The organism is Aliivibrio salmonicida LFI1238 (assembly GCF_000196495.1).
Taxonomy (GTDB): Bacteria; Pseudomonadota; Gammaproteobacteria; order Enterobacterales; family Vibrionaceae; genus Aliivibrio; species Aliivibrio salmonicida.
Window position 1 is genome coordinate 2,433,689 of the sequence record NC_011312.1, and the last position, 14,803, is coordinate 2,448,491.

Here is a 14,803-nt window from a genome sequence, read left to right on the forward strand (position 1 = left end):
CCTAACAAATAAAATTCATTATGCGTATCTTACGATCTTTCATTTAACGAGAACGTAATTATGCAAAAAGATAAAAAGAGAACACCAGAGCAATGGCACGCTCTATTTGAATCTCAGCAATCTAGCAAGCTTAGTGCCGCTGAATTTTGTCGTAACCATAATATTCTGCCAAAGACATTTAGTGCACGTAAAGCACGATGGAAACAAAAGATTAACGCTTCTACTTTCTTGAAAGTAGAAGCGTTAACATCAACTATCATCGCCACTCCACAATTACCAGATATTCAACTTTCTATCGGAAAATTGCGATTAACATTGCCAGCTAATACTGAACCTCACTGGATAGGACTCTTATTAAAAGGGTATCAATCATGAATGTATTTACTGATGTTTCCACCATTTATCTTCATCGTGATTTTGTCGATTTTCGCAAGGCCATTAATGGCCTTGTCGTGATTGTTGAGCAAGAAATGCAGCTATCACCGTTTAGTGATGCTCTATTTATATTTTGCAATAAGCCTCGTGATAAACTCAAAATATTGTATTGGGATAAAACAGGATTCGCTTTATGGTACAAGCGATTAGATGAAGACCGCTTCAAATGGCCACGAAATATAAATAACGATACGTTAGCATTATCAGAGCAGCAACTGACACTGCTATTACAAGGTTTTGATATCTTAGGACATCAACCGGTACATTATCAAACAACCCTTTAAATAGTTGATTCTCAGTCAAGAATAGGAGGCAACCGATTGATTACCTGTATTATCGTTATATAGTCATCTACATGACTGATAAAATAAAACCACTTCCTGATACCATTGACGAGCTGAAAGCACTTGTGCTTCAGCTTGAAAATAAATATAACCGTCTTCTAGAGCAATTTCGGCTGGCTCAACATCAGCGCTTTGGTAAAAGCAGTGAATCTGACTCGACTCAATTTGATTTATTCAATGAAACAGAAGAAGAAATCATCATTGAAAATGATGACACACAAACGATTACCTACACTCGTCAAAAGCCAAAACGCCAACGCTTACCTGAAGACTTACCGCGTACTGTTATTATCCACGACATAAAAGATAAAACTTGTAAGTGTTGCGGTCTAGAGATGCATGCGATGGGTAAAGACATCAGTGAAAAGTTGGAATTTGTACCAGCTAAAGTGGAAGTTATTCAACATGTTCGTCCTAAATATGCTTGCCGAAATTGTGAAAAAAACAATACTTCAGTAGACATTAAACAAGCCCCAATGCCAGCGTCACCAATCCCTAAAGGGATTGCGACCGCAAGTTTACTTGCTCAAATTATTACGGCTAAATTTCAATACAGTCTTCCACTTTATCGTCAAGAAACGTTATTTCAGCAATGGGGTATCATTATTGGACGGCGAACGATGGCGGATTGGTTAATAAAATGCTCGGTACTATTTACCCCTCTTAATAACGAGTTACATCGTATTTTGCTTGAACAACCCACTCTGCATTGTGATGAAACAACGGTAAATGTGTTGGATGTTGAAAAAGCAAAATGTTATATGTGGGTCTACTGCTCTGGCTATGATTCTCCAGGCTCTGGTGTTTTGCCTGGAATTGTACTTTATGATTATCAATCTAGCAGGCATGGCTACCATCCAGTTAACTTTTTAAAAGGTTATAACGGGTATTTACATACCGATGGTTACCAAGGTTATGAACAAACTGAAGCGATGTTAGTTGGCTGTTGGGCACACGCACGTCGACGATTTATTGAGGCTCAACGTGTTCAAGTAAAAGGGAAAACAGGGAGTGCAGATTGGGTATTGAGTAAAATCCAAAAGCTATACCGGATCGAATCGTTATTAAAAGAGGCTTCCCCTGAAGCCAAGTATGTTGCTAGGCAGACAGAAGCCCGCGATTTACTTAAAGAGCTCCGTGATTGGCTTGATAGCGCAGTTAGTCGAGTATCACCTAAAACAAAATTAGGTGAGGCGATTAGCTATACATTAAATCAATGGGATAAATTAGTTCGTTATATTGATGATGGATTGTTATCTATTGATAACAATCGAGCAGAGCGAGCGGTTAAACCGTTTGTTATCGGCCGGAAAAACTGGTTATTTTCGGGTTCAACGGCTGGTGCAGATTCAAGTGCAATGCTTTACAGCATTGTAGAAACAGCAAAGGCAAACGGATTAATCCCTTACGATTATATTAGGTATTGTCTAGATCGTTTATGTGTTGGATCGCCAGATATCGATTCACTTTTACCTTGGAATGTAAAAGACAAGGTGTAGTTCCCCGCACGCTTACGAGTGTGTTTATCACTTTAGTTGTTTTATTTATGATGTCATTGCGCCAGTCCATGTCTTTGAAGTTATCTGAGAATTCAGAGAACTTGAGGGTGAGTTTTTCCATGATTGGCGTGAGTACTGCAAATTTGATTGAGCGGATACTTTCCTGCACTTTTTGAAGCGCATCGTTGTAGGCTTCCGCCTTGCCAGCGTCTTCTTCGGTGACGCCACCGCCAGTCTCATTGAATTCTTTGCGAGCGGCGGTGAGTCCTTTGGTGCCGTCACGTAGCATGATGAGCATTTTACGGCCGCTTCCCCCAAACACCGCGTCTGCGAACGCCATTTGCTCTTGATTACTTTTTAATGTTGAAAAGGCGTCGAGTACTTTCTCGTACGCGTCTTGCGTGTCTTCGGCATTTTTAAGCGCTCGATACAGTGGGTTTTTACCTCCTTTTAAAAACGAGCCTAATGCGCCTGAGCCGGTGGTTTGTAGCACGCCTAATCGCTTAGTAAAATTGCCCATGGAGGCGGTTAGACTGTCAGCGCCGACCCCCGCATGCTCCGCTTGTGATTGCATGGCTTGCAGCTCTCCAATTGGCATTTTGAGCGTCTGAGCTGATTTAGAGAGTGCATCCATTTCTGAGGCGGTGCTATTGATTTGGGAGTACAAACTCCCCATACTTAACCCACTCAATAGGGCCACGCCCTTGGTGAGTGCTGCCCCCCAATTTTGGGAAAGGAGAGGGCTCTACTGAGTTTATTGATGGGTGCCATGGCGCGTTTAAGTCGGCTGTATTTTTTGCTGACACGATCAATGTCTTTTGCATGAGCCGCATAACGAGTAGATAAGCGAGTAAATTCATTATCAAGCTGATTGACGGTAAGCGTGCGGGGAACTACACCTTGTCTTTTACATTCCAAGGTAAAAGTGAATCGATATCTGGCGATCCAACACATAAACGATCTAGACAATACCTAATATAATCGTAAGGGATTAATCCGTTTGCCTTTGCTGTTTCTACAATGCTGTAAAGCATTGCACTTGAATCTGCACCAGCCGTTGAACCCGAAAATAACCAGTTTTTCCGGCCGATAACAAACGGTTTAACCGCTCGCTCTGCTCGATTGTTATCAATAGATAACAATCCATCATCAATATAACGAACTAATTTATCCCATTGATTTAATGTATAGCTAATCGCCTCACCTAATTTTGTTTTAGGTGATACTCGACTAACTGCGCTATCAAGCCAATCACGGAGCTCTTTAAGTAAATCGCGGGCTTCTGTCTGCCTAGCAACATACTTGGCTTCAGGGGAAGCCTCTTTTAATAACGATTCGATCCGGTATAGCTTTTGGATTTTAATCAATACCCAATCTGCACTCCCTGTTTTCCCTTTTACTTGAACACGTTGAGCCTCAATAAATCGTCGACGTGCGTGTGCCCAACAGCCAACTAAAATCGCTTCAGTTTGTTCATAACCTTGGTAACCATCGGTATGTAAATACCCGTTATAACCTTTTAAAAAGTTAACTGGATGGTAGCCATGCCTGCTAGATTGATAATCATAAAGTACAATTCCAGGCAAAACACCAGAGCCTGGAGAATCATAGCCAGAGCAGTAGACCCACATATAACATTTTGCTTTTTCAACATCCAACACATTTACCGTTGTTTCATCACAATGCAGAGTGGGTTGTTCAAGCAAAATACGATGTAACTCGTTATTAAGAGGGGTAAATAGTACCGAGCATTTTATTAACCAATCCGCCATCGTTCGCCGTCCAATAATGATACCCCATTGCTGAAATAACGTTTCTTGACGATAAAGTGGAAGACTGTATTGAAATTTAGCCGTAATAATTTGAGCAAGTAAACTTGCGGTCGCAATCCCTTTAGGGATTGGTGACGCTGGCATTGGGGCTTGTTTAATGTCTACTGAAGTATTGTTTTTTTCACAATTTCGGCAAGCATATTTAGGACGAACATGTTGAATAACTTCCACTTTAGCTGGTACAAATTCCAACTTTTCACTGATGTCTTTACCCATCGCATGCATCTCTAGACCGCAACACTTACAAGTTTTATCTTTTATGTCGTGGATAATAACAGTACGCGGTAAGTCTTCAGGTAAGCGTTGGCGTTTTGGCTTTTGACGAGTGTAGGTAATCGTTTGTGTGTCATCATTTTCAATGATGATTTCTTCTTCTGTTTCATTGAATAAATCAAATTGAGTCGAGTCAGATTCACTGCTTTTACCAAAGCGCTGATGTTGAGCCAGCCGAAATTGCTCTAGAAGACGGTTATATTTATTTTCAAGCTGAAGCACAAGTGCTTTCAGCTCGTCAATGGTATCAGGAAGTGGTTTTATTTTATCAGTCATGTAGATGACTATATAACGATAATACAGGTAATCAATCGGTTGCCTCCTATTCTTGACTGAGAATCAACTATTTAAAGGGTTGTTTGATAATGTACCGGTTGATGTCCTAAGATATCAAAACCTTGTAATAGCAGTGTCAGTTGCTGCTCTGATAATGCTAACGTATCGTTATTTATATTTCGTGGCCATTTGAAGCGGTCTTCATCTAATCGCTTGTACCATAAAGCGAATCCTGTTTTATCCCAATACAATATTTTGAGTTTATCACGAGGCTTATTGCAAAATATAAATAGAGCATCACTAAACGGTGATAGTTGCATTTCTTGCTCACAATCACGACAAGGCCATTAATGGCCTTGCGAAAATCGACAAAATCACGATGAAGATAAATGGTGGAAACATCAGTAAATACATTCATGATTGATACCCTTTTAATAAGAGTCCTATCCAGTGAGGTTCAGTATTAGCTGGCAATGTTAATCGCAATTTTCCGATAGAAAGTTGAATATCTGGCAATTGTGGAGTGGCGATGATAGTTGATGTTAACGCTTCTACTTTCAAGAAAGTAGAAGCGTTAATCTTTTGTTTCCATCGTGCTTTACGTGCACTAAATGTCTTTGGCAGAATATTATGGTTACGACAAAATTCAGCGGCACTAAGCTTGCTAGATTGCTGAGATTCAAATAGAGCGTGCCATTGCTCTGGTGTTCTCTTTTTATCTTTTTGCATAATTACGTTCTCGTTAAATGAAAGATCGTAAGATACGCATAATGAATTTTATTTGTTAGGTGTAGTTCCCCGCACGCTTACGAAATTGATTCAATTGATGATTTCCAACTTAGAGCAAAAGACATCACATTAGGGTAAATCTTCATCTCTAAAAACAAAAAAGGCTGCATTATGCAGCCTTTTTTATTTTAATTACTCAGAAAATCCATTGAATGAATGACATTTAATGTCTATTTCGATGGCATAAATCTATCACCATATTTTTCTGCGTATTTAGCCATGAGTTTGTGCAGTTTTTCTTCCCCTAGACTGTCCATATACCTAAATGGGCCACCTAAGAAAGGAGGAAATCCGATACCAAAGATAGCACCAATATCGCCATCTCGTTTTGAGCTGATAATCCCTTCCTCTAAACAACACTGTGCTTCTGCAAGCATTGGAAGCACGCAACGCATTGCAATTTCTTCCTTACTTAATTTCGCGCTCGGTTTTATCGCAAGCAAGGTATACACCTCTTGATCGGGTTCCTTCTTCTTTCCTTTATAAACATAAAAACCACGCTTTGTTTTTTTACCTAAGCGCTTATCATCAATTAATGTTTGGAAAACATCAGGACTTCTAAATCTATCGCCTAATTCAGCTTCTAATATCGGCATTATCTTCGCACCAATATCCACCCCAACCTCATCAAGTAAAGAGATTGGCCCAACAGGGAATCCAAAATCAAGTAACGCTTCGTCGATAACGTCCATTGGTTCACCCGCTAGCAATAAGCGAGCAGCTTCGTTCATATAAGGCGCTAAAATTCGATTAACATAAAAGCCTGCACAATCTTTTACCACGATTGGCGTTTTACCTTGTTGTTTCGCTAATGATACGACCGTAGAAATGGTCTCATCACTCGTCGTTGCATGAGGAATCACTTCTACCAAAGGCATTTTTTCTACTGGACTAAAATAATGTAAGCCCACAATATTCTCTGGTTTATCGGCCCCTTCCGCAATTTGGCCTATCGGAAGTGAAGACGTATTTGTAGCAAAAATTACATCATCTCGACCTTGTTCTTGCACCGCTTTGACCATTTCTTTCTTTAGAGAAAGATCTTCAAATACGGCTTCAACCACAATATCTAACTGCGTAAACTTAGAAAAATCCGTCACACCCGTTAACTGCAACATCTGTTGCTGTAGTTCTGCTTTTGAAATAATACGACGCTTTCTTAATTTATCCAGTCTCTGATACTGGTATTGGTAAGCATTAAGCAACCCATCATTGTTAATGTCTTTTATCGTGACGTGTTTATTCGCTTTATTAATAGAAACATGAGCAATACCCGCGCCCATTAATCCACCACCTAGCACGCCAACTTTAGTGATTTTTTTTGGCTCAGCCCCACTGCCTTTTTCTTTTTTCATTTCAGTCATGGCAAAGAAAAGTGAGCGTAATGCCGCTGATTCTGGTGTCATGGCTAGTTGACCAAACAACTCCGCTTCACGTTGGAGTCCTTTTTTAATGCCTTTCTCTAATCCTGTATTAATACTCTCTAAAATGGCATCAATTGCTGGGTAATTTCCTCGAGCTTTTTTCTGTGCTTGCTTTGTGGCTTGAGAGAAAATAAGGTTACGCCCAAGTGGGTTTCTCGACATTCCCCATTCTTTGAAATCAATTTTCTTTTTCGCTTTCTTTTTAAGCGCAAATTCTGCGGCAATGCGTGACAGAATAGTCAGTGGTACTGATGCATTCACAACGCCTAATTTAAGCGCTTTTTTAGGACGTAACTGCTTACCCGTTAAAATAATATCCAAGCTTGGTAGTAACCCAATTAAACGAGGTAAGCGCTGAGTTCCTCCTGAACCGGGCAGTAAACCTAATTGAACTTCAGGCAGCCCTAATTTCGTTTTATTGTCATCACTGCATACTCGATAATCACACGCTAGGGCTAATTCTAAACCGCCCCCTAAACAAGGACCGTGAATCGCGGCAACCGTTGTAAAAGGCAGGTTTTCAATGCGTTGAAATAATTGCTGACCTTTCTCTGCGAGATCTTTTGCATCAGTTTCATTTTGACAACCCGCAATCATACTAATATCCGCACCAGCAATAAAATTGTCCGGTTTACCTGATTGAATAATTAACCCTTTGATTTCTTTCTTCTGGACTTCCATCTCATCAAGCACTTGAGATACTTGTTCCGCGAAAGCCGCTTGTAACGTATTCATTTTTTCATTGGGGACGTCTATCGTCAGCCAAGCCAAATTATCGGCATCTTTATGCCACACAAAGGCACTGTTGGTTTCTTTATTACTTTCTGCCTTTTGATTTATGTTTTCTACTGTCATTTATTCAACCTCCAACACCATTGCAGCACCTAGACCACCAGCAGCACACGCTGTATTTAATCCAAAACCACCACCTCTACGCTTTAATTCTCGCAACGTTTGAATGATCATTCTCGCTCCAGTTGCAGCAAAAGGGTGGCCATAAGCCAACGAACCGCCAAGGACATTGAATTTATCCATATCGATCTCCCCAATGGCTTTATCTCTGCCAAGACACTCTTTAGCAAACTTGGTTGAGGAAAACATTTTCACGTTCGATAATGTTTGCGCTGCAAAGGCTTCATGCATATCAATTAAAGTAAGATCAGATAATGAAATTCCTGCTTTATCTAATGCGATTGGGGTTGCGTAAGAAGGACCCATTAACATATCGTGATGTACATCCATTGCACTAAACGCAAATGAACGAATATAGCCAAGCGGTTCATAACCTAATTCTTTTGCTCGCTTTTCACTCATCAATAAAATTGCGGCTCCACCATCGGTTAATGGTGTACTGTTTGCTGCCGTTACTGAACCGTATTTTCTATCAAACGCGGGACGTAATTTTGCGTAACTGGCCAGATCAGAGTTATAGCGAATATTGTTGTCTTGATCGATCCACTCTTTATAGGGATCAGGGAATGCAGTCATCACTTCGTCTTGAATTAACCCATCTTGCCATGCTTTTGCTGCCAAAGAATGAGAGCGGTGAGCCAATGCATCTTGTTCTTCTCGGGTAATACCGTGACTTTTTGCCATTTGTTCTGCGGTTTGCCCCATCGAGATCCCCGTTGAATATTCAGCAACGGCAGGAGGTACAGGAGCAATGTCTTTTAACGATAACGTTCGTAATAAAGACAGTTTTTGTCCTACCGTTTTGGTTTTACTTAATGCTAATAAGGTTGAAGCCAATTTTTTTGACACGCCGATTGGCAGTACTGACGAAGAATCAGCCCCGCCTGCAATTCCGATATCAATCGATCCTGCCATGATACTTTCAACAACATTGGCTGTTGTTTGAAAGCTGGTCGCACAGGCACGCGTAACACTATACGCATCCGTCCCCACATTCATTCCTGTACCAAGAACAATTTCACGAGCAATATTCGGGGCTTCTGGCATTTGAACAACCTGACCAAACACAACTTGATCAATCAATTTAGGATCGATCTCAGTTTTATCCATCAAAGCTTTTACTGCCAATTTACCCAGATCAACCGCAGGCGTTGAACTAAAGGCGGTAGATTGCTTAGCAAAAGGAGTTCGGATCCCAGAAACCACAGCAATACGGTCACCTTGTCGTGTCGTTAATGGCTGATAATGTCTTGATAATGATGAGCTTGAACGTTGTGAGTTTGACATCGCGTCTCCTTGCGAAAATATCAAATTAGTGGTCAGACCTCAAATTGTAACTAACTTGTTAATTTTGAAAAGTAGATTATAGTAGAAATGTGATATAGGGGAATATTCTGCTGAATAAATAAAGAGTGGCAATATTTAGATAAAAAAAAACCACATCAATCGATGTGGTCAGAATAAAAAACAATTAACGTGTAGCCAATTGTAAAATCAGTTTCACCTGATAAGGAGAAAGTAAAGTCAGCCTTCAAAAGGAAATGTTATCTTGCTCAACGGGTTGATTACTCAACCAGATAACGAGGATTACTATAACGTGAATTTCAATTCATTTATTGAAATAGATCAATTTTATGTTCTTTTACTACGATTTGATTTCATGAATGATTCAACAGCAAAACAATCGCCACAGCCATACGTTTAACTAAAAAGTCACATTCTGCTTATAAATCGCTGAAAAAACAATAAATAACATGAATAAATCGAGTTAACCAACCATCTTTAGATCCTTAGCTCTAAATTTGAGTTCCTGTCATTTAATTTCATTAAAAATCAAAAGGTTAACACCATCTTAAATTCAATAAAAACCGACCTTTTATAGAGTTAAAACTCTAGTTTATGTATTTCATGTGCTTTTTATCAACAAATCACGACGAGATCACGAATTTTAACGTTTTTTTGGTAGTGGTCGGATTTGTCGTCTATGCTCTGATCGTTATTATCTCGGCAACGAGATCTAAGTCTCAACTAAAAAACTCTTTTCAGTTTTAACAATTGAAAGGAAATAACAATATATGGAATATAATAATTATGAATAAGAAGCGTCTGTTTTCAAAAACACTTCTAGCAGCGACCATCACTCTTGCAACACAACAGGCTACCGCTGCTGGTTTCCAACTAAACGCTCAATCAGCAACAGGTCTAGGCCGTGCATTTGCTGGTGATGCTGTAATCGCTGATAACGCATCAGTAATGTCACGTAACGCCGCTGCAATGGCTCTTTTTGATTCATCACAGTTTTCTACTGGTGTTAACTACATCAAAACAGATATTGATGTGACTGATATTGGTTATGCTGGACAAAACATTTCAGATACAAACAACAGTAGTGGTACGGCGGTTCCAAATATCTATTACATCCACCGTTTAAATGACCAATGGGCATTTGGTGCAGGTATCTATTCCAACTTCGGCACGACAAATAATTTTGATAGCAATTTTGGTTCAGACTCAATGATACCAGGAGCTAGCGTTTACGGCGGTACAACTGAAATTAAAAGCATTAATTATGCTTTAACAGTTTCTTACCGCATTAACGAGCAATTTAGTCTTGGTGGTGGTTTAGACATCGTTCAAGGTACAGGTACCTTAAAAAGAGAATCAGCCTTATTAACTCCTACAGGTAATACAACCGCTCTGGATGTCGAAGCTGATGGCGTCGGTCTAGGTTGGAATCTTGGTGCCGTTTATGAACTAGATAAAGGTAATCGTTTCGGCTTCTCATACCACTATAGCCCTGAAATAGAAGCTGAAGGTGATATGTACATGAATAATGGCGCAGGTGGCAACGCTATCGATGGTCACAAATTATTAATGCCGCTACCAAGTATGGCTGAGTTTTCTGGCTACCATGAAATCAAAGACACTAAATTTGCAGTTCACTACTCAGTACAGTGGATTGGTTGGAGTGCATTTGACGAGCTAAATACTAAAGAAGGCGTAAATATTAACAACTATGAGTGGCAGAATGGTATGCATTACGCAATTGGTGGTACTTACTTCCTAAATGATGCATGGACACTGCGTGCTGGTTACATGTACGACACTTCAGCTCAAGATGAACTAACATCTATTTCTGTACCTGATTCAGACCGTCAATGGCTTTCTGGTGGTTTCAGCTACCACTTTGCTAAAAAACATACGGTTGATTTCGGCATAACTTACCTAATGGGTGATGATGTTGATGTTTCAGAAACATCAGCTCCAACACCAACACTAACAGCAACTACACACGCAGATGCAATTCTTGCTGGTGTTCAGTACAGCTACAGCTTCTAAGATTCATTCTTAAAAGTGTAAATCCAAAAGGCCAGCCACACGCTGGCCTTTTTTGATCTTAAAAATCAGTAATTAGAACGTTTCACTTCAAGAGACTAGGGACGAGTAAGAGCAAACAACCCCCTCTAACTCCCCCCTTCTATTTACTTTATCGATTTCAAAAGATCATAGATAAAGGGGGAGAACAGTATTGTGATCGCGGTGGTTACAACAAATGATAGGCAGTCCCCTCCCCTTAATAAGGGGAGGGTTAGGGAGGGGTTGCTGCGATACAGGTAGAATAAAATATCAATTTGACTTGATTTAACGCTGTTAGTTCTTGAGCCCCCCCCCCTGAAACCTGCAAGCGAAGCGATCTGAACCCTGCTCTTCCTAGTCCCTAGTCCCTAAAAACTAGTCCCTGCTTCACTAAAATCTCAGCGTACACGCGTACTCCAAAACAACGATTCAAACCTACACCTGTACGCTCAATTAACACATCAGACCAGATAAATACAGAAAATTCATCTGAAATGGAAACTTTTTACAGAAAAATCCCCTTAAAATGTGAAAAATACCATTTTTTATTTGAAGTTTTTACTCTAACTCGTATTATCCACGTCTAATTATCACCAACAAATTCAGCGAACATTTGAATTTGCTCATGGAAACAAGAATGAACAATAATAAAAACCGTCTTTCTATCGCAGTGGCTCTTGGCCTTTTAGGTTCAGTAGCAAGCTCACACACTATGGCTGCCGGCTTCCAACTTGCTGAATATTCAGCAACAGGTTTAGGCCGCGCATACGCAGGTGAAGCCGCTATCGCAGATGGCGCTGATGCACAATGGCGTAACGTTGCAATGCTAACGTACTTAGAAGGCACTCAAGTTTCTGTTGGCGGTATTTACGTAAACCCAAATATTGACGTTGAAGGTGTTTCTACTCAAAGATCTGGAACCACATCAACTAAATCAGAAGATTTTGCTCACGATGCTTTTATCCCTAACTTATACGTTTCTCATCGAGTAAATGAACAAGTAGCAATTGGTTTTGCGGTTGGCACTAACTACGGTATGGAAACAGACTTAGGTTCTGATTTTTCAGCAACTAACTTTGGTAACGAAGCAAGCGTCATTACTAAAGAAATTAACGTAAATATGGCTTACAAAATTAACCAACAATTCAGTGTTGGTGGCGGTGTTCGTTATGTTATTGCTGAAGGCAGTTTTGGTGCAACAATTCCAAATCAAAGTCCGACTCATATCCCAACACCAATTGGAAATATACCGTTACCACCAGCAGGAACAACGCTGAAATACATGGAAGGCACTGATGAAGCGTGGGGATGGCAAGTTGGTACTGCATGGCAAATCAATGATGCTAACCGTATTGGCTTTAGCTACAAATCAGAAGTAAAACTTGATTTAGCTGGCCATGCAAAAGGGGCGGCTTTCAATCCGAAAAACCCAACACAACACTTTGCTGGTTCAATGGCTTTAGATTTACCAGCAACAGCCGAGTTAGCAAGTTATCACCAATTAACAGATAAAGTCGCTATTCATGCGAGCTTTAACTGGACAGATTGGAGCAGCTTTGAAAAATTAGAAGCTAATATCCCCACATTAGGTGGCAAAGACCTAATCAAAGAAGAGAATTGGGAAGATAACTACCGTTTAGCCTTTGGTGGTACTTATCAATTAAACCAAAAAGTAACTCTACGATCTGGTGTTGCTTATGACACATCAGCAGTAAGTGATGAAGACCGCACCGCGACAATTCCTGAAACGGACCGTTTATGGCTGAGTACTGGTGTAGGCTACGCGTGGTCTAACAATTTAACTCTAGATGCTGGCTTTACTTACATCTTCGCAAAAGATGCAAAAATGTCTGAAGATCAGGGAGATGAAGCAGCTCTATTCGGTGGTACTTTCGACGGCGAAACGACAGGTAACGTATGGTTAGTAGGTGTTCAAGCGAACTACCGCTTCTAATTAATTACATTACTCTATAGGCCTCTTTTTATGAGGCCTTTTTCTTATCTAATGAGGGGTTAATTCTAATCGTTATATCGTGCAATTTTTCTTTCATTGATCTCATTACCTCGCCCCTATACTTGTCCCATAATTCATTAACGCTACAATTACCTTAGTCTTTTATTCAAACATTCAGGTGTGATTAATCATGTCGATTTCTATGACTCTTAAAAAGCAGCCTATTTTTCTCGTATTAACCAATATTTATTTCATCGTTTTATTGTTCTCAGCAATTGAGCCTTCATCACGAGCCGTTTGGTTTGCCGAAATCTTACCAGCCCTACTCATTTTAATAGGAATTTATTACGTATCCCTTCGATTTACGTTCAGTAAAACCGCCTATGTCTTAATGTTTATCTGGCTTATTCTTCATACCATCGGCGCTAAATATACGTTTGCTGATGTTCCCTTTGATTGGTTTAATCAATTGATCGGTTCTGACCGTAATAACTTTGATCGGGTCGCTCATTTCTCTATTGGTTTTTACGCTTACCCGATTGCAGAATATTTGATTAAAACAAAAAAATGTTCTGCTCCACTTGCCATGTTATTCGGTTTATTTACATTAATGAGTGTTGCTGCAGGCTATGAAATTATTGAATGGTGGTACGCGGCAGTTGCAGGAGGAGAAGAAGGCATCGCTTTCTTAGGATCTCAAGGCGATATCTGGGATGCTCAAAAGGACATGTTATGTGACACTTCAGGATCACTCGTCGCTTTATTATTGATGATGGTTCAACGTAAAAAGAATAACTAGAGTTCAGGCAGTATTTGCTCTGAACTCTGAACAGATCAATTATTCATCAATTTCATCTAAGAAGTCATTTAAGTCTTCTTCTGAATTACTATCACTTTCTGGTTCTATTTCTGCTTTAAAATCTTGTCTTTGTAAATAAACATCACGGGTTAATACGTAGGGATCGGGTGACGTTTCTAGCATTGGCTCTTGAGATATTAAACCAACTCGTGACTCCATGCCTTCTAATCCCCATTTACCTAAACCTTGCCAAAAGTTTAAATACGATAACGGCATGTATAAGCCATCAACAAAATCACCAGCTTCACGCAATGTCCATGGACCATAACCAGGTAACATAAAGTAAGGCCCGTTACCGACACCATAATAACCTAATGCATCCCCAAAAGAGCGACTGTCTGGTTTTTGAATCTCAGCAGCACTGGCAATATCAATAAGTCCAACAAGACCTAGTGTTGTGTTCAACCAAAATCGATTGAAATTCACCATTGCTTGCTCACCATTCCCCATAATCAAATTATTTACCATGCTTGAGGGTTCATCTAAGTTCGCTAAGAAATTTGCGATCCCGATTCGAATTGGGCTTGGCGTATAATCAACATAGGCAATAGATACCGGACGAACTAAGTAAGGGTCTAAAATATTATAGTTAAGATCCCACATAACTCGGTTAAACCCTTCAATTGGGTCACCATCATGCGAGTCATCGTATTCAACTTCGACAGCCTCATTGGTTTCTATTTCAGGATCAATCGACTCAGGTGTTTGAGAACACCCCGTGATAACAAAAAGTAGCACCCAAGAAAAACATATTTTTTTATACACAACACACCTTTAACCTACTGAGACTAACTGAACGAGTAACTTGCTCGGCTGTACTCTTTATTTATTATTATAGTTATACAATTA

At 39.9% G+C, this 14,803-nt stretch carries 13 protein-coding genes; 6 read left to right on the forward strand and 7 right to left on the reverse strand.

Annotated elements, in window-relative coordinates; translation table 11 throughout:
• The first annotated feature begins 60 nt into the window (after positions 1–60).
• The 3 genes from tnpA (VSAL_RS11855) to VSAL_RS11865 all read left to right on the forward strand — a co-directional run bounded on the left by tnpA (VSAL_RS11855) (position 61) and on the right by VSAL_RS11865 (position 2,278).
• Entirely contained in the window at positions 61–375 is a 315-nt protein-coding gene (tnpA, locus tag VSAL_RS11855; protein WP_012548925.1) for an IS66 family insertion sequence element accessory protein TnpA, read from the forward strand.
• A complete protein-coding gene (gene tnpB / locus VSAL_RS11860) occupies positions 372–719 on the forward strand; it encodes an IS66 family insertion sequence element accessory protein TnpB (protein ID WP_012548924.1) in 348 nt (115 codons plus the stop codon). Before tnpA (VSAL_RS11855) ends, tnpB (VSAL_RS11860) begins: the two co-directional genes overlap by 4 nt.
• 71 nt (positions 720–790) lie before the next feature.
• Positions 791–2,278 carry an IS66-like element ISVsa2 family transposase gene (locus tag VSAL_RS11865; protein WP_012549088.1) on the forward strand — a complete coding sequence of 496 codons (1,488 nt, stop codon included), beginning with the start codon at positions 791–793 and terminating at the stop codon, positions 2,276–2,278.
• Here VSAL_RS11865 and VSAL_RS23405 read toward each other — a convergent pair.
• The 6 genes from VSAL_RS23405 to fadI form a co-directional block, all read right to left on the reverse strand.
• A complete protein-coding gene (locus VSAL_RS23405; RefSeq protein WP_129546060.1) occupies positions 2,196–2,912 on the reverse strand; it encodes a hypothetical protein in 717 nt (238 codons plus the stop codon). The genes VSAL_RS11865 and VSAL_RS23405 overlap by 83 nt on opposite strands.
• Positions 2,913–3,171: 259 nt before the next feature.
• Entirely contained in the window at positions 3,172–4,659 is a 1,488-nt protein-coding gene (locus VSAL_RS11870) for an IS66-like element ISVsa2 family transposase (RefSeq protein WP_012550770.1), read from the reverse strand.
• Positions 4,660–4,730: 71 nt separating this feature from the next.
• A complete protein-coding gene (gene tnpB, locus VSAL_RS11875) occupies positions 4,731–4,979 on the reverse strand; it encodes an IS66 family insertion sequence element accessory protein TnpB (protein WP_044583305.1) in 249 nt (82 codons plus the stop codon).
• Positions 4,980–5,073: 94 nt separating this feature from the next.
• Positions 5,074–5,388: an IS66 family insertion sequence element accessory protein TnpA gene (gene tnpA / locus VSAL_RS11880; RefSeq protein ID WP_012548925.1), complete on the reverse strand. Its 315-nt coding sequence runs from the start codon at positions 5,386–5,388 to the stop codon at positions 5,074–5,076.
• Positions 5,389–5,618: 230 nt separating this feature from the next.
• Positions 5,619–7,727 (reverse strand): fatty acid oxidation complex subunit alpha FadJ, encoded by a 2,109-nt coding sequence (gene fadJ, locus VSAL_RS11885; protein ID WP_044583306.1) that lies wholly within the window; start codon positions 7,725–7,727, stop codon positions 5,619–5,621.
• Entirely contained in the window at positions 7,728–9,071 is a 1,344-nt protein-coding gene (gene fadI, locus VSAL_RS11890; RefSeq protein ID WP_012550771.1) for an acetyl-CoA C-acyltransferase FadI, read from the reverse strand.
• A gap of 804 nt (positions 9,072–9,875) precedes the next feature.
• Between fadI and VSAL_RS11895 the strand changes: the two genes are divergently transcribed.
• From VSAL_RS11895 to VSAL_RS11905, 3 genes are all read left to right on the forward strand, one after another.
• Positions 9,876–11,123 (forward strand): outer membrane protein transport protein, encoded by a 1,248-nt coding sequence (locus VSAL_RS11895; protein WP_012550772.1) that lies wholly within the window; start codon positions 9,876–9,878, stop codon positions 11,121–11,123.
• Between the two features lie 655 nt (positions 11,124–11,778).
• Positions 11,779–13,095, forward strand: coding sequence for an outer membrane protein transport protein (locus tag VSAL_RS11900; protein WP_012550773.1), 1,317 nt, complete (start codon positions 11,779–11,781; stop codon positions 13,093–13,095).
• A gap of 190 nt (positions 13,096–13,285) precedes the next feature.
• Positions 13,286–13,894, forward strand: coding sequence for a DUF2238 domain-containing protein (locus tag VSAL_RS11905; protein WP_012550774.1), 609 nt, complete (start codon positions 13,286–13,288; stop codon positions 13,892–13,894).
• Between the two features lie 39 nt (positions 13,895–13,933).
• Here VSAL_RS11905 and VSAL_RS11910 read toward each other — a convergent pair whose 3' ends face one another.
• Positions 13,934–14,719, reverse strand: a complete 786-nt coding sequence (locus tag VSAL_RS11910; protein ID WP_012550775.1) for an MlaA family lipoprotein — start codon at positions 14,717–14,719, stop codon at positions 13,934–13,936.
• Positions 14,720–14,803: the final 84 nt, after the last annotated feature.